Source organism: Streptomyces rhizosphaerihabitans (assembly GCF_025399795.1).
GTDB classification, from domain to species: Bacteria; Actinomycetota; Actinomycetes; order Streptomycetales; family Streptomycetaceae; genus Streptomyces; species Streptomyces rhizosphaerihabitans.
Genome location: NZ_JAODTZ010000032.1, coordinates 1 through 20,033 on the forward strand (window position 1 = coordinate 1; position 20,033 = coordinate 20,033).

Here is a 20,033-nt window from a genome sequence, read left to right on the forward strand (position 1 = left end):
AGCCGCCAGCCGCCAGCCGTCAGCCGTCAGCCGTCAGCCGTCAGCCGCCAGTCCGCGACTGGCCACCCGTCACCGGCCCCGGCCACCCGCCGGCCGACTGCGGGGCGACCGCACGACCGTCCCCGCAGCCCGCGCGTCAGTCCCGGGACGGCACCCAGCCCACGGCCGCGATCCGCTCCGCGTCCGCCGGGCGCGTCTCGTCGAAGACGACGCGGCCTGCGGCCTCGACCCGCAGGGCGTCGACGTACGCGCCACGGCCGACGTACAGCCGGTCGGTCGTGTACCGCCAGCGCAGTGAGAGAGAGCGCGCGTTCGGCAGGTCCGCGCGGAGCCGGTGCCACACCCGCCCCGACCAGCCGGTGGCCGTGCCCGCCGGATGGTCCTCCGGGTCCTTCGACCGTCGCCGGGTCGTGAAGGGGACCGGCTGCCAGGTCGTGCCGCCGTCGGTGGAGGACTCCAGGAACAGGACGTCCGACCGGGGTTCGGTGTCCCACCACAGCGCGCAGCCGAGGCACGTGGGACCGGCGGTGGTGTCGAGCGCGGGGAGCGTCAGCGTCGCCGTCGTCGAGTTCGCCGTCCCGGAGAACCAGGACGTACGGCCGCGCGCGGGACGCACCGCGACGGCCCGCGCCAGATTGTTCCCGGCGGCGACCCGGGGAGCGGAACCGGATCGCCAATTGCGCACGGGATGGACGGAGTTGCCGAGGACGATCAGGAAGGAGTCGGTCGTCGGGTCGAGGACGAGCGAGGTACCGGTGAAGCCGGTGTGGCCCGCGGTGCGCGGAGTCGCCATCGCGCCCATGTACCAGTGCTGGTAGAGCTCGAAGCCGAGGCCGTGCTCGTCGCCCGGGAACGCGGTGTTGAAGTCGGTGAACATCAGGTCCACCGTCTCCGGTCTCAGGATGCGCGCCCTGCCGTACGCGCCGCCGTTCAGCAGCGTACGGCCGAGGATCGCCAGGTCCCAGGCGCGGGAGAAGACCCCCGCGTGACCGGCGACTCCGCCCAGGGAGTACGCGTTCTCGTCGTGGACCTCGCCCCACACGAGCCCTCGGTCCAGTCCCGACCAGGGCAGCCGGGCGTCCTCGGTCGCGGCGATCTCCGGCTTCCAGGAGGCAGGCGGGTTGTAGCGGGTGCGGTCCATTCCGAGCGGGCCGGTGATCTCGTCGCGCAGGAGTGTGTCGAGGGTCCGGCCGGTGATCCTCTCCAGGACCAGCTGGAGCGAGATCAGGTTCAGGTCGGAGTAGAGGTACGCGGTGCCGGGCGGATGGAGGGGCACCTCGTCCCAGATGAGCTGGAGCTTTCCCTCGCGGGTCGGCGCCTTGTACAGGGGGATCCAGGAGCGGAACCCGGAGGTGTGGGTGAGCAGTTGACGGATCGTGATGTCCTGCTTGCCGCCGCCCGCGAACTCCGGGAGGTACGAGGCGACGCCGGCCTCCAGCTCCAGGGCGCCGCGCTCCATCTGCTGCACGGCGAGGATCGAGGTGAACAGCTTCGAGACGGAGGCGAGGTCGTAGACCGTGTCAGTCGCCGCCGGGATCTGCCGGTCGGCGGGGAACTCCACACCGGTGTCCGTCTTCTCGTCGTACGCCGCGTAGCGCACGGCCATGCCGATCGGCTGGTGCAGGGCCACGGTGCCGCCGCGCCCGGCGAGCAGGACGGCACCGGCGTACCAGGGGTACTTGGGGGAGGGGCCGAGGAACGTCTCGGCGTCCGCGACCAGTTGGCGCAGATGGCCGGCGAGCAGTCCGGCCTGCCCGGGGGTGCCGTGCTTCAGGGTCTGACGGCCGCTCCCCGTCGAGGCCGCCGCCGGGCCCGCCGGGAAGGGCGCGAGGGCCAGCGTCCCGCCCGCGGCCAGTAAGCCCCTGCCCCATTGACGACGGGTCAGCGCGCCGCCCGTTCCGGCCCGGTCGCCCCCCGCCCCGTCCTGCTCGCCTTCCGTCCTGTCCTTCGCGCCTTCGGTCATCGAGAAGCCTCTCGCTCGCGTCGCCTGAAAGTATCTTTCCGGGTCTGCCGTGCCGAGTGAAACTTTCTCGTCAGTGGCGGGCGTGTCAACCCTCCCCGACAGGCCCGAAGAGATCTGACGGAGTATCAGAAAAGGCCTTCCCTCGTCCGGACGTCTGCGGCATCCTGCGCCCATGCAGACGGAGCTGAGCAAGGAACTGGGAGTCGAGCACGCCATCTTCGGCTTCACGCCGTTTCCCGCCGTCGCCGCGGCCATCAGTCGCGCGGGCGGATTCGGTGTGCTCGGCGCGGTCCGCTACACCGCCCCCGCCGACCTCGAGCGCGACCTCGACTGGATCGAGGCGAACGTCGACGGCAGGCCCTACGGCCTGGACGTCGTCATGCCCGCGAAGAAGGTCGAGGGCGTCAGCGAGGCGGATGTCGAGGCGATGATCCCCGAGGGCCACCGGCAGTACGTCAAGGACACCCTCGCCAAGTACGGCGTCCCCGAACTCGCCGAGGGCGAGGCGGCCGGCTGGCGCATCACCGGCTGGATGGAACAGGTCGCCCGTGGTCAGCTCGACGTCGCCTTCGACTATCCGATCAAGCTGCTCGCCAACGCGCTGGGCTCACCGCCCGCCGACGTCGTCGAGCGCGCCCACGCCCAGGGCGTGCTCGTCGCGGCCCTCGCGGGCAGCGCCCGGCACGCGCGCAAGCACGCCGAGGCGGGCATCGACGTCGTCGTCGCGCAGGGCTACGAAGCAGGCGGACACACCGGGGAGATCGCCTCGATGGTGCTCACGCCCGAAGTCGTCGACGCCGTCGGCCCGTTGCCCGTCCTGGCGGCGGGTGGCATCGGCAGCGGACAGCAGGTGGCCGCCGCGCTGAGCCTCGGCGCCCAGGGAGTGTGGCTCGGGTCGGTCTGGCTGACCGTCACCGAGGCCGACATGCACTCGCCCGCCGTCACCCGAAAGCTCCTCGCCGCCGGCTCCGGCGACACCGTCCGCTCGCGCGCCCTGACCGGCAAGCCCGCACGCCAGTTGCGCACCGAGTGGACCGACGCCTGGGACGACCCGGACGGACCCGGCACGCTCCCCATGCCGCTCCAGGGCCTGCTGGTCGCCGACGCCGTCTCCCGCATCCAGAAGTACGAGGTGGAGCCCCTGCTCGGTACACCGGTCGGCCAGATCGTCGGCCGGATGAACAGTGAACGCTCCGTCCAGGAGGTCTTCGACGACCTGACCCGGGGCTTCGAGCGCGCCGTCGACCGCGTCAACCGCATCGCGGGCAGGGAGGAACGGGCATGAGCACGGCACCGAACGGTTTCTGGGCCCAGGCGACCGCCGACCCCGAGCGCGTCGTCCTCGTCACCCCCACCGGTGAGGAATGGACCGCGGGACGGCTGCACGCCACCGCCAACGGGCTCGTCCACGGACTGCGGGCCGCCGGCCTCCGGCGCGGCGACTCCTTCGCGGTCGTCCTGCCCAACGGCGTCGAGTTCCTCGTCGCCTACCTCGCCGCCTCGCAGGCCGGTCTCTACCTGGTCCCCGTCAACCACCACCTCGTCGGCCCCGAGATCGCCTGGATCGTCTCCGACTCCGGAGCCAAGGTCCTCATCGCCCACGAGCGGTTCGCCGACGCCGCCCGGCACGCCGCCGACGAGGCGAAGCTGCCCGGGGCGCAGCGGTACGCCGTCGGTGAGATCGAGGGCTTCCGCCCGTACACCGAGCTCCTCGACGGACAGCCCGGCTCCCCGCCCGCAGACCGCACCCTCGGCTGGGTCATGAACTACACCTCGGGCACCACGGGCCGCCCGCGCGGCATCCGGCGCCCGCTGCCCGGCAAGCTCCCCGAGGAGTCGTACCTCGGCGGGTTCCTCGCCATCTTCGGCATCAAACCGTTCGACGACAACGTCCACCTCGTCTGCTCGCCGCTCTACCACACCGCGGTGCTCCAGTTCGCGGGCGCGTCCCTGCACATCGGCCACCGACTGGTGCTCATGGACAAGTGGACGCCCGAGGAGATGCTGCGTGTCATCGACACACACAGCTGCACCCACACTCATATGGTGCCGACCCAGTTCCATCGACTGCTGGCCCTCCCCGACGAGGTGAAGGCCCGCTACGACGTCTCCTCCATGCGGCATGCCATCCATGGCGCGGCCCCGTGCCCGGACCATGTGAAACGGGCCATGATCGCGTGGTGGGGCGACAGCGTCGAGGAGTACTACGCGGCCAGCGAGGGAGGCGGAGCCTTCGCGACCGCCGAGGACTGGCTGAAGAAGCCCGGAACCGTCGGCAAGGCGTGGCCGATCAGCGAACTGGCCGTCTTCGACGACGACGGCAACCGGCTGCCGCCCGGTGAACTCGGCACCGTCTACATGAAGATGAGCACCGGCGGATTCTCCTACCACAAGGACGAGACCAAGACCCGGAAGAACCGTATCGGCGACTTCTTCACCGTCGGTGACCTGGGCTGCCTCGACGAGGACGGCTACCTCTTCCTCCGCGACCGCAAGATCGACATGATCATCTCGGGCGGGGTCAACATCTACCCGGCCGAGATCGAGGCGGCCCTCCTCTCCCACCCCGCCGTCGCCGACGCGGCCGCCTTCGGCATCCCGCACGACGACTGGGGCGAGGAGGTCAAGGCGGTGGTCGAGGCAGCCCCTGGCCACGAAGCGGGTCCGGCGCTCGCCGCCGACATCCTCGGCCACTGCGAGCGGCAACTCGCCGGGTACAAGCGGCCCAAGAGCGTCGACTTCATCGCGACCATGCCCCGCGATCCCAACGGAAAGCTGTACAAGCGACGGCTGCGCGATCCCTACTGGGAGGGCCGCAACAGGGCGATGTGACCTGGTTCGCCTTCCATCGCTGCCGCGCCGCGCCGCCTCACTTGACCTCGGCCTTCCCTGGATCGAGGATCACGTCTCATGAAGCCTGGACACGGCAGTACGGTCGACGGGGTGCTGCGCCGCAGTGCCCGGCGCACACCGGCGCGGCGCGCCGTCGACTACCGAGATCGCTCCTGGACGTACGCGGAACTCGACGAGGCCGTCTCCCGCGCGGCCACCGTCCTCCTCGGCGAGGGACTCGTCCCCGGGGACCGCGTGGGCGCCTACGGCCACAACTCGGACGCCTACCTGATCGGCTTCCTCGCCTGCGCCCGCGCCGGACTCGTTCATGTCCCGGTGAACCAGAACCTGACCGGGGACGACCTCGCCTACATCGTCGGCCAGTCGGGAAGCAGCCTGGTCCTCACCGACCCCGACCTCGCCGGCCGGCTCCCGGAAGGCGTACGGACCCTGCCTCTGCGCGATGCCGACGACTCGTTCCTCGCGCGGCTGGACACGGCACTCCCGTACGACGGGGACGAGCCGCGCGGCGACACGCTCGTGCAGCTGCTCTACACCTCGGGCACCACCGCACTGCCCAAGGGCGCGATGATGACGCACCGCGCCCTGGTGCACGAATACCTGAGCGCGATCACCGCTCTCGATCTGAGCGCCGGGGACCTGCCCGTGCACTCGCTGCCGCTCTACCACTCGGCGCAGATGCATGTGTTCCTGCTGCCCTACCTCGCGGTCGGCGCCTCGAACACCATCCTCGACGCGCCGGACGCCGGTCAGCTCTTCGACCTGATCGAGGCGGGCCGCGCGGACAGCCTGTTCGCCCCGCCCACCGTGTGGATCGGCCTGTCCAACCGTCCCGACTTCGCCGACCGCGACCTGAGCGGCCTGCGCAAGGCGTACTACGGGGCGTCGATCATGCCGGTCCCCGTGCTGGAGCGGCTGCGCGAACGGCTGCCGAAGCTGGCCTTCTACAACTGCTTCGGCCAGAGCGAGATCGGCCCCCTGGCCACCGTGCTGGGACCCGACGAGCACAAGGGCCGGATGGACTCGTGCGGACGCCCGGTCCTGTTCGTGGACGCACGCGTGGTGGACGAGGACGGCAAGGACGTGCCGGACGGGACACCGGGCGAAGTCGTCTACCGTTCACCGCAGTTGTGCGAGGGCTACTGGGACAAGCCCGAGGAGACGGCCGAGGCCTTCCGCGACGGCTGGTTCCACTCGGGAGACCTCGCGGTGCGCGACGCGCACGGGTATTTCACCGTCGTCGACCGGGTCAAGGACGTCATCAACTCCGGTGGTGTCCTGGTCGCTTCACGGCAGGTCGAGGACGCGTTGTACACCCATGAACAGGTCGCCGAGGTGGCCGTCGTCGGGCTCCCCGACGAGCGCTGGATCGAGGCCGTCACCGCGGTCGTCGTCGCCCGGGGCGAGGTCACCGAGGACGAACTGATCGCCCACGCACGCGAGAAGCTCGCCCACTTCAAGGCGCCCAAGCGCGTCCTGTTCGTGGACGAGCTGCCCCGCAACGCCAGCGGAAAGATCCTCAAGCGGGAACTGCGGGACCGGTTCGGCCAGGCGTAGCGGACAGGGCCGCGGGGGGTGTCAGGAGCCCCCGCGGCCCTGTCCGCGGCCGGTCAGGCGCGCGGACGCAGGTCCACGATCCGCTTCAGCTTGCCCACCGACCGTTCCAGGGACTCCGGTTCGACGATCTCGACGGTGACCGAGACGCCGATCCCGTCCTTGATGCCCGCGGTGATCGCCCGAGCCGCCGCCTCGCGTGTCTCGGGTGTCGCGCCGGACCTGGCCTCGGCCCGTACGGTGAGGGCGTCGAGGCGGCCCTCGCGCGTCAGCCTGAGCTGGAAGTGCGGGGCGACTCCCGGAGTCCGCAGCACGATCTCCTCGATCTGCGTCGGGAAGAGATTGACCCCCCGCAGGATCACCATGTCGTCACTGCGCCCGGTGATCTTCTCCATCCGCCGGAAGACCCGCGCCGTGCCCGGCAGCAGCCGCGTCAGGTCCCGTGTCCGGTAACGGATCACGGGCATGGCCTCCTTGGTGAGCGAGGTGAAGACCAGCTCGCCCTCCTCGCCGTCCGGCAGCACCTCACCGGTGATGGGGTCGACGACCTCCGGGTAGAAGTGGTCCTCCCAGATGTGCAGACCGTCCTTGGTCTCCACGCACTCCTGGGCGACCCCCGGGCCGATGACCTCAGAGAGGCCGTAGATGTCCACCGCGTCGATCGCGAACCGCTCCTCGATCTCGCGGCGCATCTCCTCGGTCCACGGCTCGGCCCCGAACACGCCGACCCGCAGCGAGGTGCCGCGCGGGTCCACGCCCTGCCGCTCGAACTCGTCGAGCAGGGTCAGCATGTACGACGGTGTCACCATGATGATCTCGGGCTTCAGGTCCTGGATCAGCTGGACCTGACGTGCCGTCATGCCGCCGGACGCGGGGATCACCGTACAGCCGAGCCGTTCCGCGCCGTAGTGGGCGCCGAGCCCGCCCGTGAACAGCCCGTAGCCGTAGGCGATATGGACCTTGTCGCCGGGCCGGCCGCCCGCCGCGCGGATCGAACGGGCCACCATGTCGGCCCACATGGACAGGTCGTTCTCCGTGTAGCCGACGACCGTGGGCCGCCCGGTCGTCCCGCTGGACGCGTGGATGCGCCGGATCCGCTCCTGCGGCACGGCGAACATTCCGTACGGGTAGTTCTCGCGCAGATCCGACTTCACTGTGAAGGGGAACCGGGCCAGGTCGGCGAGCGAGCGGCAGTCGTCGGGGCGCAGCCCGGCCTTGTCGAAGGAGTCCCGGTAGAAGGGCACGTTCTCGTACGCGTGCCGCAGTGACGCGCGCAGCCGCTCCAGCTGGAGCGCCCGCAGTCCCTCCGCATCGAGCCGCTCGCCCGCGTCGAGCAGGCCCTTCGCGTCCGTCGAGCCCGCCATCGCGCCCACTCCCTCACCAACCGTGCGATTCCGGACGACCGATCATTCGGTCGTTCTGTTCCGGATCAGTAATTCAGGTGTCCCGCGTCAGTGCAAGGGGTCCGCGAGCGCTTTTTGCGGGAGCGCGCGAGACGCCGGGTCAGCGCACCAGCGCGGGCCGCTTGGCGTCGAACTTCCACCCGGGGACGAGGAAGCGCATCCCGACGGCGTCGTCGCGGGCGCCGAGCGCCTCCTTCAGGTACAGCTCGTGTGCCGCCAGCAGCCGGTCCATGTCCAGCCGGACGCCCAGGCCGGGGGCGTCCGGAAGCGCGATCTCGCCGTCGACGATGCGCGGCGGGGCGACCGTGAGCCGCTCCAGACCCTCCTGCCAGATCCAGTGCGTGTCGAGGGCGTTGTACGCGCCCGGTGCCGCGGCCCCGCAGTGTGTGACCATGGCGAGCGAGATGTCGAAGTGGTTGTTCGAGTGGCAGCCCCAGGTCAGGCCCATCGCGTTGCACAGCTGGGCCACGCGCACCGAGCCCCGCATGGTCCAGAAGTGCGGATCGGCCAGCGGGATCGAGACCGACTGGAGGGCCAGGGCGTGGGTCAGCTGCCGCCAGTCCGTGGCGATCATGTTGGTCGCCGTCGGCAGCCCGGTCGCCCGGCGGAACTCGGCCAGGATCTCGCGCCCCGAGTAACCGTCCTCGGCGCCGCAGGGGTCCTCGGCGTAGGCGAGCGTGCCGACGAGCGGCTCGCACAGCTCGATCGCCTCGCGCAGCGACCAGGCGCCATTGGGGTCGAGCGTGATCCTGGCCTCGGGGAAGCGGTCCTTCAGCGCCCGGACGGCCCGGACCTCCTCGGCACCCTCCAGGACACCGCCCTTGAGCTTGAAGTCCCGGAAGCCGTAGAGGTCGTGGGCGGCCTCGGCCTGCCGGACGATCGCGCCGGGCGTGAGGGCCTCCTCGTGCCGCAGGCGGTACCAGTCCACGTCCGAGTCGCTCTCGCGGACGTACGCCAGGTCCGTGCGGTCCGGATCGCCGACGTAGAAGAGATAGCCGAGCACCCGTACCCGGTCGCGTTGCTGCCCGTCGCCGAGGAGGGCGGCGACCGGCACGTCGAGGTGCTGGCCGAGCAGGTCGAGCAGGGCCGACTCGACTGCGGTGACGGCGTGGACGGTCGTCCGCAGATCGAAGGTCTGGGCGCCGCGCCCGCCGGCGTCGCGGTCGCGGAAACGCTCCCCGATCTCGCGCAGGACGCGCTGGTAGTCGCCCACCTTCGCGCCGAGGACGAGCGACTCCGCGTCGCGCAGCGTCCGGGTGATCTTCTCCCCGCCGGGCACCTCGCCGAGCCCGGTCCGCCCCTCGGAGTCCTTGAGGACGACGACGTTGCGGGTGAAGTAGGGGCCGTGGGCGCCCGACAGGTTCAGCTCCATGCAGTCCCGCCCCGCGACGGGGTAGACGGTGAACTCGGTGATCGTCGATTGCTGACTCATCATCAAAATCCTTGTGTACGAGGGTGACCGGGCCGCTGATCCCAGGATGACGGCGACGGGCCGGGCGAGGGGCCGGCCCGCCCTGAGCCCCGTCGGGCCGTCCCCCGCCTGCTTCAGGCGGGTCGGCGCGCGGCGCCGGTCAGAGCCAGCCCGGTGTCGAGGATCCGTTCCAGGGCGGCGAGATCTGCCGGGCCCGGATCGGTGAGCGGTGCGCGCACCGGGCCGACGGGCAGGCCCCGCAGCCGGGCCGCGGCCTTGACCAGGGAGACGGCGTAGCCGGGCACCTTGTCACGCAGTTCGACGAGCGGGACGTAGAAGTCGCGCAGCAGCTTGGTCACGGTCGCCTCGTCGCCGGTGCGCAGCGCGGTGAAGAAGGCGTCGGCGATCTCGGGAGCGAAGGCGTGGACGGCCGAGGAGTAGGCGGGGACGCCCACGGTGGCGTACGCGCGGGCCTGGATCTCGGCGGTGGCGGCTCCGTTGAAGAAGAGGAAACCGTCGGGCGCGGCGAGTGTGAGGCGCTGGAGCCGGTCGAGGTCGCTGTGTCCGTCCTTCAGCCCGATGACGGTCGGGATCGCGGCGACGGCCCTCAGTCCCTCGGGGGTGAAGGCGACCGGGCCGCGCTGGTAGGCGATCAGCGGCAGTCGTGTGCCGGTGGCGATCCGGCGCAGCTGTTCGACCAGGCCGGCCTCGGGGGCCTCGACGAGGTAGTGGGGCAGCACGAGCAGGGCGTCCGCGCCGGCCTCCTCCGCGATCCGGGCGAACCGCAGCGCCTGCGCCCACCCGTAGCCGACGCCCGCGATGACGGGCATGCGGCCGTCGGCGATCTCGACCGTCGCGGTGACGACCGCGCGGTACTCGTCCTCGTCCAGCGCGCTGAACTCCCCGGTTCCGCAGGCGGGGAAAACCGCGCCCGGCGCCGTGGCCAACTGGGCGGCCAGGTAGGCCCGGTAGGACTCCGGATCGAGGGCGCCGTCCTCCGTGAAGCTCGTGAGCGGGAAGGACAGGACCCCGCTCGTCATGCCGTCCCGCAGCCGCTCGGCCACGCGCTCCGGCTCCGCGCCGATCCCTGCCATGAGTCTCATCCCTATATGCAGACGGTGTCTATATATGAGAACTCAGATTAGATTCGTGAACCCCGAGGGTCAATGGGTACGGCGGAGCGGATTTTCGATCATGTGCGCCAGCTGCTCTGCTCTGCCCGGTTCCGGTGGCGCGGCTCACAGCGAACACGAGGCCGGCATCGTCGCCGACGTGCGGGAGGCGCGGACGAGGAGCGGAGCCCGTCGGTCGCCCACCTCGGACACGTCCGACTGGCGCCGATGGGGGGTGGGGCGTTCCGGCTGGTGCCGACCGGGTGCGGCCGGTGTCGGGCTTCAGGTTCTCCGTCCGGCCCCGGCTGGAGAGCCTGTCCGGCGCCGCCGGTTCGTGCGCGACGATCGTGACGGGCGCATCCCGGACCGTGCCGGGGTCGCGGGCGCTCCGGTCAGGGTGTCGCGTCGGCGGCGACCGACCGGGCCCAGCGGTAGTCCGCCTTCCCGCTCGGGGAGCGCTGGATGAAGTCGGTGATGACGAGCCGGCGCGGGATCTTGTAGCCCGCGAGGCGGGCGCGGCAGTGCGTCTGGATGTCGTCGAGGGACGGCAGCGGCGCGCCCTCCCGGAGCTGTACGACCGCCGCCACGTGGTTGCCCCACTTGGGGTCGGGCACTCCGGCGACCAGGGCGTCGTACACGTCCGGATGCGACTTGAGGGCCTGTTCGACCTCCTCGGGATAGACCTTCTCACCGCCGGTGTTGATGCACTGAGAGCCCCGGCCGAGGACGATGACGATGCCCTCCTCGTCGACCGTGGCCATGTCGCCGAGGAGCACCCAGCGCTCGTCGCCCTTCCGGAAGAACGTCTCGGCGGTCTTCTTGGGATCGTTGTAGTAGCCGAGGGGTACATGGCCGCGCTGCGCCACCCGCCCCGGCTCGCCCACCGCGACCGGCTCGTGGGTGACCGGATCCACCACCTGCGTACGGGCGTTGACGCGAATCCGGAAGCCGCGCTCCGGGCCGGAGTCGGCTGTCGCGGTCCCGTTGAAGCCGGACTCCGAGGAGCCGAAGTTGTTGAGCAGCATCACGTTCGGGACGAGCGCCTGGAACTGTTCGCGCACGGTGTCCGACATGATCGCGCCGGACGAGGACACGCTGAACAGGGCGGAACAGTCCGTGCCCTTCAAGGGGCCGTTCAGCGCGTCGATCAGGGGCCGCAGCATCGCGTCGCCGACCAGCGACACGCTGGTCACCTTCTCGTTCTCGATCGTCCGCAGGACTTCCTCGGGCGCGAACTTGCGGTGGAGCACGACGCGTTGACCGAAGTTGAAGGCGATGAAAGCGGTGAGCGTCGAGGTGCCGTGCATCAGCGGGGGAGTGGGGAAGAAGGTGATCCCGGCACCGCCGGCCGCGACGCGCTCGGCGACCTCCTCCGGCTTCGCGACCGGATCGCCGGTCGGCGCGCCCCCGCCGAGACCGGCGAAGAAGAGGTCCTCCTGCCGCCACATGACGCCCTTGGGCATCCCTGTCGTGCCGCCGGTGTAGATGATGAACTGGTCGTCCGCGGAACGCGAGGGGAAACCGCGCCCGGGTGACCCGGCAGCCTCGGCCTCGGCGAACTCGACCACATCCGCCATGACCGGCGCGACCGCCGCGGACGTCGCGGCACCCACCCGTACGAGGTGCCGCAGCCGCGGGGCGCGTGGCCGTGCCGCCGCCACCCGATCGGTGAACTCCGCGTCGAAGACCAGCGCCGAAAGGTCGGCGTCCTGGTAGAGGTAGGCCAACTCTTCCTCTACGTATCGGTAGTTGACGTTGACCGGGACGATGCGCGCCTTCAGGCAGGCCAGCACCGTCTGGAGGTACTCGATGCCGTTGTAGAGGTGGAGGCCGAGGTGCTCGCCGGGACGGATCCCGCTGTCGATCAGGTGGTGCGCGACACGGTTCGCGGCCGCGTCCAGTTGCGCGTACGTCAGGCGGCGCTCCGCGCCCGTGCCCGGGTGGTCGATGTACACGAGCGCCTCGCGGTCCGGGACCGCGTCGACGACCGACTCGAACAGGTCGGCAAGGTTGTACTCCACCGTTCCTCCTGACCGTGCACGTCCGTGGCCGGGCGCCCCCGGGGCAGGTCCACCCCGGGCCCGACGGTCATCAGAGCAAAGCCCGACCCAACTGGGAAGGGTCCCGGCACAAGAAATCTGACTGTCTGTCAGAAAACCCTTGTACTGGCTCGACGCCTCCTGCAACCTGTTCTCGCATCCGAGACGGGAGGACGGCAATGGGTGGGACGGAACACCTCACCGTGCAGCGCGAAGGCGCCACACTGGTGCTCACGCTCAACAGGCCCGAGGCCAGGAACGCGCTCTCGCTGCCGATGCTGGTCGGTCTGTACGACGGCTGGGTCGATGCCGACGAGGACGACGCGATCCGCTCGATCGTGCTCACCGGCGCCGGTGGTGCCTTCTGCGCCGGGATGGACCTCAAGGCGCTGGCCGGCAAGGGCATGGAGGGCGAGCAGTACCGGGACCGGCTCAAGGCCGACCCCGATCTGCACTGGAAGGCCATGCTGCGCCACCACCGCCCCCGCAAACCGGTGATCGCGGCCGTCGAGGGGTACTGCGTGGCCGGCGGTACCGAGATCCTCCAGGGCACCGACATCCGGGTCGCCGGCGCCTCCGCGACGTTCGGACTGTTCGAGGTCAGGCGCGGACTCTTCCCGATCGGCGGCTCGACGGTCCGGCTGCAACGCCAGATCCCGCGCACCCACGCCCTCGAAATGCTCCTCACGGGACGCCCGTACACCGCCGAAGAGGCCGCGGGCATCGGTCTGATCGGCCATGTCGTGCCCGACGGCACCGCGCTGGAGAAGGCCCTCGCCGTCGCGGAGCAGATCAACGCCTGCGGCCCGCTCGCGGTCGAGGCCGTCAAGGCGTCGGTGTACGAGACCGCGGAGCTGACCGAGACCGACGGCCTCGCCGCCGAACTGCGGCGCGGCTGGCCGGTCTTCGACACCGCCGACGCCAAGGAGGGCTCCCGGGCCTTCACCGAGAAGCGCCCGCCCGTCTACCGGCGAGCCTGACCCGCAAGCCCGGTCCCGGACGCGTTCGACCCGCCCCGCGGGCGCGGCGCGTCCGGCCGTTGGAAGGAGAGATCCGGGATGCCCGAAGTCCTCAAAGCCCCACTCGTCGTCGAGTTCCCCTTCACCCGCTCGCTCGGGCCCGTGCAGAGCGCCTTCCTCACGGGCCTGCGCGAACGGGTCGTCCTCGGCGTACGGACCACCGACGGCCGCACCCTCGTTCCGCCCGTCGAGTACGACCCCGTCACCGCCGACGAGATACGCGACCTGGTCGAGGTAGCCCCCACCGGCACCGTGACCACCTGGGCCTGGAACCACGAACCCCGCCGCGGCCAGCCCCTCGGCACTCCCTTCGCCTGGGTCCTGGTGAAACTCGACGGCGCCGACACCGCCCTCCTGCACGCCCTCGACGCCCCCGGTCCCGACGCCGTACGCACCGGGATGCGCGTCCGCGTCCGCTGGGCCACCGAACGCTCCGGCGCGATCACCGACATCGCCTGCTTCGAGCCGTACGACGGCGCGCCGGGCGAACTCACGGGCCACGACGGCCGGTTCGGCGACATGGTGACCGGGATCGTCGCCCCCGCCCGGCTCGACTACGTCTACTCACCGGGCCGCGCCCAGTCCGCCTACATCGCGAGCCTCTCCGAGCGGCGGACCGTCGGCGAACGCTGCCCCTCCTGCCGCAAGGTGTACGTACCGCCCAAGGGCGCGTGCCCCACCTGCGGGGTGGCCACCTCCGAACAGGTCGAGGTCGGCCCGCGCGGCACCGTCACCACGTACTGCATCGTCAACATCAAGGCGAAGAACCTCGACATCGAAGTCCCGTACGTATACGCGCACATCGCCCTCGACGGCGCCGGCCTCGCACTGCACGGCCGGATCGGCGGCATCCCCTACGACGAGGTCCGGATGGGCCTGCGCGTGGAGCCGGTGTGGTCCGAGGGCGGCCGCCACCCCGACCACTACCGGCCCACCGGGGAACCGGACGCGGACTACGAGACGTACAAGGAGATGCTGTAGATGCGGACCGTCAGGGACATCGCCGTCGTCGCCTTCGGGCAGACCGACCACCGGCGCACCTCCGACGAGCTCTCCGAAGTCGAGATGCTCCTCCCGGTCCTGCACGACGTCCTCGACCGGACGGGCCTGCAGACCAGCGACATCGGCTTCACCTGCTCCGGCTCCACGGACTATCTCGCGGGCCGCGCCTTCTCCTTCACCATGGCGCTCGACGGCGTGGGCGCCTGGCCGCCGATCTCCGAGTCGCACGTCGAGATGGACGGCGCCTGGGCGCTGTACGAGGCGTGGACCAAACTGCTGACCGGCGACGCCGACACCGCGCTCGTGTACGCATACGGCAAGTCCTCGCCCGGCTCCGTACGCGACGTCCTGACCCGGCAGTTGGACCCGTACTACGTGGCCCCGCTGTGGCCCGACTCGGTCGCCCTCGCCGCGCTCCAGGCCCAGGCGCTCATCGACGCGGGGGAGACCGACGAACTCGCGCTCGCTTCGGTCGCCGCCCGGAGCAGATCCTCAGCGACCGCCAACTCCCATGCCCAGCTGCGGGGTTCGGTGCCGCAGGGCGACTATCTCGTACGACCGCTGCGCACCGGCGACTGCCCGCCCATCGGCGACGGCGCCGCCGCCGTGATCCTCGCGGCCGGGGACCGGGCCCGCGAACTGTGCGAACGGCCCGCCTGGATCCGGGGCATCGACCACCGCATCGAGGCGCACTCCCTCGGCGTACGCGACCTGACCGACTCGCCGTCCACACGACTGGCCGCCGAACGGGCCGGAGCCTTCGAACGACCCGTCGACACCGCCGAGCTGCACGCCCCCTTCACCTCCCAGGAAGTGGTCCTGCGCAAGGCGCTGCGGCTCGACGACAGCGTGCGAATCAACCCGTCCGGGGGCGCGCTCGCCGCCAACCCGGTGATGGCGGCCGGACTCATCCGCATCGGCGAGGCCGCCGCGCGCGTCCATCGCGGGGAGTCCGACCGGGCACTCGCCCACGCCACCTCGGGCCCCTGCCTCCAACAGAACCTGGTCGCCGTACTCGAAGGGGATGCCCGATGAGCAAGGAGCCCGTGGCCGTCGTAGGCATAGGCCAGACCAAGCACGTGGCGGCGCGACGGGACGTGTCCATCGCCGGACTCGTCCGTGAGGCCGCACAACGAGCCCTTGAAGACGCCGAGTTGACGTGGGCCGACATCGACGCCGTCGTCATCGGCAAGGCGCCCGACTTCTTCGAGGGCGTCATGATGCCCGAGCTGTACCTCGCCGACGCGCTCGGCGCGGTCGGCAAACCGATGCTCCGGGTGCACACGGCGGGCTCCGTCGGCGGATCGACGGCCCTGGTCTCCACCAACCTCGTCGCGGGCCGCGTCCACGGCACCGTCCTGACCCTGGCCTACGAGAAGCAGTCCGAGTCCAACGCCATGTGGGGCCTGTCCCTGCCCATCCCCTTCCAGCAGCCGCTGCTCGCCGGCGCCGGCGGCTTCTTCGCACCGCATGTGCGCGCCTACATGCGGCGGACCGGCGCACCCGACACCGTCGGCTCCCTCGTCGCGTACAAGGACCGCCGCAACGCGCTCAAGAACCCGTACGCGCACCTCCACGAGCACGACATCACCCTGGAGAAGGTCCAGGCCTCACCCATGCTCTGGGACCCGATCCGCTACTCCGAGACCTGCCCCTCCTCCGACGGAGCCTGCGCGATGATCCTCACCGACCGCGCCGGAGCGGCCCGTTCACCGCGCCCGCCCGCCTGGATGCACGGCGGCGCGATGCGCAGCGAACCGACCCTCTTCGCCGGAAAGGACTGCGTGTCCCCGCAGGCCGGAAAGGACTGCGCGGCGGACGTGTACCGGCAGGCGGGGATCGCCGACCCCCGCCGAGAGATCGACGCCGTCGAGATGTACGTGCCGTTCTCCTGGTACGAGCCCATGTGGCTGGAGAACCTCGGCTTCGCCGACGAGGGCGAGGGGTGGAAGCTCACCGAGGCGGGTGTGACCGAACTGGAGGGCGACCTGCCCGTCAACATGTCGGGCGGGGTCCTCTCCACCAATCCGATCGGCGCCTCCGGCATGATCCGCTTCGCCGAAGCGGCCCTCCAAGTACGCGGCCAGGCCGGAGAACACCAGGTCGACGGGGCTCGCAGAGTGCTCGGCCACGCCTACGGCGGCGGATCCCAGTTCTTCTCGATGTGGCTGGTCGGGGCCGAGCCGCCCGCCTCCTGAAACCGTCCCTCTCACGTGGCCTGTGCGCGGCACGGACCGATCGCTAGGCTGGCCGCGGACGACGAACCGGGAGGAGCACGGACGTGGCCGAAAGCACCATCGAGCAACACCCGCTCGCGGGCTGGGACAAGCCGGAGCTGGACCTCAGCAACGCCGAATGGCAGTCCAGCAGCCGGGGGCGGGGAGATGTCCAGATCGCCTTCGTCGAGGGCTTCATCGCGATGCGCAACAGTGGCCGCCCGCAAAGCGCTTCCTTGATCTTCACTCCCGCGGAGTGGGGGGCCTTCGTATCGGGAGCCCGCGAGGGCGAGTTCGACCTGACCTGAACCGAAGACCGACGGGTCCTCCCGCTCCGGCCCCTGGCACGGGGAAGGGGCGGCGGCCCGAGCCCTCGCGCCCAGCGGGCCGCTCACCGGCCGGTCCTCCCGCGGCCACGCCGCCTCGGCGAGGTTCCGACCAGGAGTGCCCGAACGGGCTGCCCCGCGGATGATCGGGGCGTACGCTGAGGTGCCTGGACGTCACGGTGCGCATCCGCTCCCCGCGCGGGCGCGCGATCGTGACAGGGGGTGATCATGGGGCAACGCAGCCTGCGCAGCCGTCGGACGCTCTTCGAGCGCGAGAGTGAACTGTCCACCGCCGACGAGGCGTTGAGCGATCTCGTCGGCCTGCGCCGGGACGCCGGTGAACCACCGGGCCGCCCCCGTGGCGCGCTCCTCGCCTTCGCCGGACGCGCCGGAATCGGCAAGACGACCCTCCTCGGCGAGGTCCGCAGGCGCTCCGCGGCCAAGGGCTGCACCGTGCTGAGCGCGCGTGGCGGAGAACAGGAGCAGCGCGTCGCCTTCCACGTCGCCCGCCAGCTCCTGCAGCCGCAGCTCGCCGGATTCTCCGAGGCCGAACTCCGCGCCTCCCTGGGCAGTTGGTACGCGATCGTCGGCCCGGCGCTCGGCCTCTGCGCGCCGTCCGAGGGCGCCCCGCCCGACCAGCAGGGCCTGCGCGCCGGACTCGACTGGGTGCTCACCCACCTCGCCGTGCAGCGTGCCCCGATGGTGCTCCTCCTGGACGACGCGCACTGGGCCGACGCCGAATCGCTCAGCTGGCTGGCCGCGTTCGCGCCCCGTGCCGAGCAACTCCCGCTGCTGCTCGTCGTCGCCTACCGGCCCGACGAACTCCCCGAACACGCCGAGGCGTTCAGAGGGCTGCCCGGTCGCGCCGGACAGCGCCCCATCGGCCTCGAACCCCTCAGCGCGGCGGCCGTCGCCCGGCTCGTCCGCGAAGACCTCGGCACCCAGGCCGACGACGCCTTCTGCCGCGAGTGCTGGGCCGTCACCGCGGGCAACCCGTTCGAGGCCGTCGAACTGACCGCGAAGGTCCGCGACCGCGGCCTGACGCCGACCGAGGACGGAGCGCATCTCCTGCGCGACCTCGCCGCCGCCGTCAAGGGCAGCGGCATCGTCGCCCGCCTCGAACGCCTCGGCACCGCGACCGTCCGCTTCGCCTGGGCCTGCGCCGTGCTCGGCACCGAGATCCACCCGACACTCGCCGCGGCCGTCGCGGGCCTCGGCCCCGAGGAGGCCGCCGACGCGGCGGACGCGCTGCGCATCGCGAGGATCCTCACCGGCGCCGACCCCCTCGAATTCGTCCACCCGCTGATCGCCACCGCCGTCTACCGGGACATCCCCGGCAGCGTCCGCGTCGCCCTGCACGGCCAGGCCGCCTGGTGCGTGATCGACGAGGGCCTCGGCCCGGCCGCCGCCGCCCGGCACCTCATGGAGACCCACCCCGACGGCGACACCTGGATCGTCCAGCAATTGCGCGCCGCGGCCCGCGAGACCCAGCGCGCCGGAGCCCCCGACGCCGCCCGCCGCTACCTCGCCCGCGCCCTGCGCGAACCCCCGCCCATCGAGGACCGCGCCGCCGTCCTGTACGAACTGGGCTGCGCGTCCCTGCTCACCGAACCGACGACCACGGTCAACCACCTGCGCGCCGCTCTGGAAGAGCCCATCACCGACCCCGAGCTGCGCCACAACATCGTCTACCGACTCTCCCAGGTCCTCGCGCACAGCGACCGCCTCGCCGAGGCCTCCGAGACCCTCGCCCGCGAGATCCCGGTCACCGGCGACGCCCGGGTACGGCTGCGTATGCAGTCCGAGCAGTTCATGTGGGACGCCTTCCGCGCCGACGAGCCCGACTCGCCGGCCCGCTCCCGCCGACTGGCCCGCCTCGCCGACCGGCTCACCGGCCACGACCTCACCGAGCGCTATGTCATCGGACTGCGCGCCTGGGACGCCACCCTGCGCGGCGAACCCGCCCAGGTCGCCCTGCACCACGCCGAACGCGCCCTGGCCGGCGGGCTCGGCTGGGCCGAGGCCGACCGCGGCTTCGAGGTCCCGGTCCTGGTCGCCATGACCTTCATGTACGCCGACCGGCCGGGCCGCACCGAGGAACTCTTCGCCACCGGCATCGCCGACTTCGAATCCCAGGGCTGGCACGGCGCCCACCTCTCCTTCGGCTACACGATCCTCGGGTACGTCCGCTTCCGCCGCGGCCGTCTCGCCGAAGCCGAGGACTTCGTCCGCGCGGGCCTCCGGCTCGCCGAGCGCGTCGGGCCCGGTACGCCCGTCCACTGGTACGCGGTGGGCACCCTCATCCAGGTCCTGCTCGCCCGGGGCCAGGTCGAGGAGGCCGCGCGGACGGGCGAGGCCTACGCCTTCTGCGCGCCCTTCCCGGCCGCCGTGACCTTCCCCGACGCCCAGACCGTGTACGGCGAACTCCTGCTCGCCCGCGGCCTCACCAAGGACGCCGCCATCGAGCTGGCCGCCGCCGGCCGCCGCCTCGAGCCGCGCGGCATGCGCAACCCGGCCTGGTGCCCCTGGCAGCTCCACCTCGCGCGCGCCGAGAGCCACGACACCCCGGAGCGCGCCGTCGCCACGGCACTCGAAGCGGTGAACCGTGCCCGCCAGTACGGCGCCCCCTCCGCGATCGGCCAAGCCCTGCGCGTCGCCGCCGAGGTCTCCCCGGGCCCGGCCCGCGTCCAGCTCCTCGAAGAGGCCGTCGGTCATCTGGAGCGTTCCCCGGCCGCCTACGAACTGGCCTGCGCCCTGGTTGCCCTGGGCACCGAACTGCGCCGCGCCGGACGCCCCAAGGAGGCCGCCGAGCACCTGTACCGCGGCCTCGACGCGGCCGTCCAGTGCGGTGCCGACGGGCTGATCGAAGACGCCAGTGACGGGATTGCGGCTGCGGGACTGCGACCGCGCCGCCTGCACAGCACCGAGACGGACACTCTGACGGCCCGCGAGCGCACCGCCGCGGCACTCACCGCGCAAGGCCGGACCCCGGCCCGGATCGCCGAGGAACTGAACATCGACGAGCACGCCGTCGCCCGGCTCCTGTCGGCGGTCTACCGCAAGGTCGGCACGGACGACAGAGGACTGGCGGCGGCGCTGGGGGAACAGGCGATCTCCTGACGCGCGGGGGCCCGT

The 20,033-nt window shown here is 71.5% G+C and carries 14 protein-coding genes; 9 read left to right on the top strand and 5 right to left on the bottom strand.

What is annotated here, in order from left to right:
- Nucleotides 1-136 precede the first annotated feature (136 nt).
- The gene (locus tag N4G66_RS27845) at nucleotides 137-1,963 is read right to left on the bottom strand and encodes a serine hydrolase (RefSeq protein WP_261706977.1); all 1,827 of its coding nucleotides are present in this window, start codon (nucleotides 1,961-1,963) and stop codon (nucleotides 137-139) included.
- Nucleotides 1,964-2,135: 172 nt separating this feature from the next.
- Between N4G66_RS27845 and N4G66_RS27850 the strand changes: the two genes are divergently transcribed.
- The 3 genes from N4G66_RS27850 (at nucleotide 2,136) to N4G66_RS27860 (ending at nucleotide 6,373) form a co-directional block, all read left to right on the top strand.
- Nucleotides 2,136-3,248: an NAD(P)H-dependent flavin oxidoreductase gene (locus tag N4G66_RS27850; RefSeq protein WP_261706978.1), complete on the top strand. Its 1,113-nt coding sequence runs from the start codon at nucleotides 2,136-2,138 to the stop codon at nucleotides 3,246-3,248.
- Nucleotides 3,245-4,795 carry an acyl-CoA synthetase gene (locus N4G66_RS27855; protein WP_261706979.1) on the top strand — a complete coding sequence of 517 codons (1,551 nt, stop codon included), beginning with the start codon at nucleotides 3,245-3,247 and terminating at the stop codon, nucleotides 4,793-4,795. Before N4G66_RS27850 ends, N4G66_RS27855 begins: the two co-directional genes overlap by 4 nt.
- A gap of 78 nt (nucleotides 4,796-4,873) precedes the next feature.
- Nucleotides 4,874-6,373 (top strand): acyl-CoA synthetase, encoded by a 1,500-nt coding sequence (locus N4G66_RS27860; protein ID WP_261706980.1) that lies wholly within the window; start codon nucleotides 4,874-4,876, stop codon nucleotides 6,371-6,373.
- 53 nt (nucleotides 6,374-6,426) lie between these two features.
- On the opposite strand, the gene paaK is transcribed toward N4G66_RS27860, so the two are convergent.
- From paaK to N4G66_RS27880, 4 genes are all read right to left on the bottom strand, one after another.
- Nucleotides 6,427-7,734, bottom strand: a complete 1,308-nt coding sequence (gene paaK, locus N4G66_RS27865) for a phenylacetate--CoA ligase PaaK (protein WP_261706981.1) — start codon at nucleotides 7,732-7,734, stop codon at nucleotides 6,427-6,429.
- Between the two features lie 139 nt (nucleotides 7,735-7,873).
- On the bottom strand, nucleotides 7,874-9,205 hold the full coding sequence (locus N4G66_RS27870) for an enolase C-terminal domain-like protein (protein WP_261706982.1): 1,332 nt from the start codon (nucleotides 9,203-9,205) through the stop codon (nucleotides 7,874-7,876).
- 113 nt (nucleotides 9,206-9,318) lie between these two features.
- Nucleotides 9,319-10,278, bottom strand: coding sequence for a 5-dehydro-4-deoxyglucarate dehydratase (locus tag N4G66_RS27875; protein ID WP_261706983.1), 960 nt, complete (start codon nucleotides 10,276-10,278; stop codon nucleotides 9,319-9,321).
- A gap of 410 nt (nucleotides 10,279-10,688) precedes the next feature.
- The gene (locus N4G66_RS27880; protein WP_261706984.1) at nucleotides 10,689-12,317 is read right to left on the bottom strand and encodes an acyl-CoA synthetase; all 1,629 of its coding nucleotides are present in this window, start codon (nucleotides 12,315-12,317) and stop codon (nucleotides 10,689-10,691) included.
- Between the two features lie 197 nt (nucleotides 12,318-12,514).
- Here N4G66_RS27880 and N4G66_RS27885 point away from each other — a divergent pair, with 197 nt between their 5' ends.
- From N4G66_RS27885 to N4G66_RS27910, 6 genes are all read left to right on the top strand, one after another.
- Nucleotides 12,515-13,315, top strand: a complete 801-nt coding sequence (locus N4G66_RS27885; RefSeq protein ID WP_261706985.1) for a crotonase/enoyl-CoA hydratase family protein — start codon at nucleotides 12,515-12,517, stop codon at nucleotides 13,313-13,315.
- A 78-nt stretch (nucleotides 13,316-13,393) separates the two neighbouring features.
- Nucleotides 13,394-14,335 carry a Zn-ribbon domain-containing OB-fold protein gene (locus N4G66_RS27890; protein WP_261706986.1) on the top strand — a complete coding sequence of 314 codons (942 nt, stop codon included), beginning with the start codon at nucleotides 13,394-13,396 and terminating at the stop codon, nucleotides 14,333-14,335.
- Entirely contained in the window at nucleotides 14,336-15,391 is a 1,056-nt protein-coding gene (locus tag N4G66_RS27895) for a thiolase domain-containing protein (RefSeq protein WP_261706987.1), read from the top strand.
- The gene (locus N4G66_RS27900) at nucleotides 15,388-16,554 is read left to right on the top strand and encodes a thiolase domain-containing protein (RefSeq protein ID WP_261706988.1); all 1,167 of its coding nucleotides are present in this window, start codon (nucleotides 15,388-15,390) and stop codon (nucleotides 16,552-16,554) included. The genes N4G66_RS27895 and N4G66_RS27900 overlap by 4 nt, the downstream gene beginning before the upstream one ends.
- 83 nt (nucleotides 16,555-16,637) lie before the next feature.
- The gene (locus N4G66_RS27905) at nucleotides 16,638-16,880 is read left to right on the top strand and encodes a DUF397 domain-containing protein (RefSeq protein WP_261706989.1); all 243 of its coding nucleotides are present in this window, start codon (nucleotides 16,638-16,640) and stop codon (nucleotides 16,878-16,880) included.
- 246 nt (nucleotides 16,881-17,126) lie between these two features.
- Nucleotides 17,127-20,018 carry an ATP-binding protein gene (locus tag N4G66_RS27910; RefSeq protein ID WP_261706990.1) on the top strand — a complete coding sequence of 964 codons (2,892 nt, stop codon included), beginning with the start codon at nucleotides 17,127-17,129 and terminating at the stop codon, nucleotides 20,016-20,018.
- The last annotated feature ends 15 nt before the right edge of the window (nucleotides 20,019-20,033 follow it).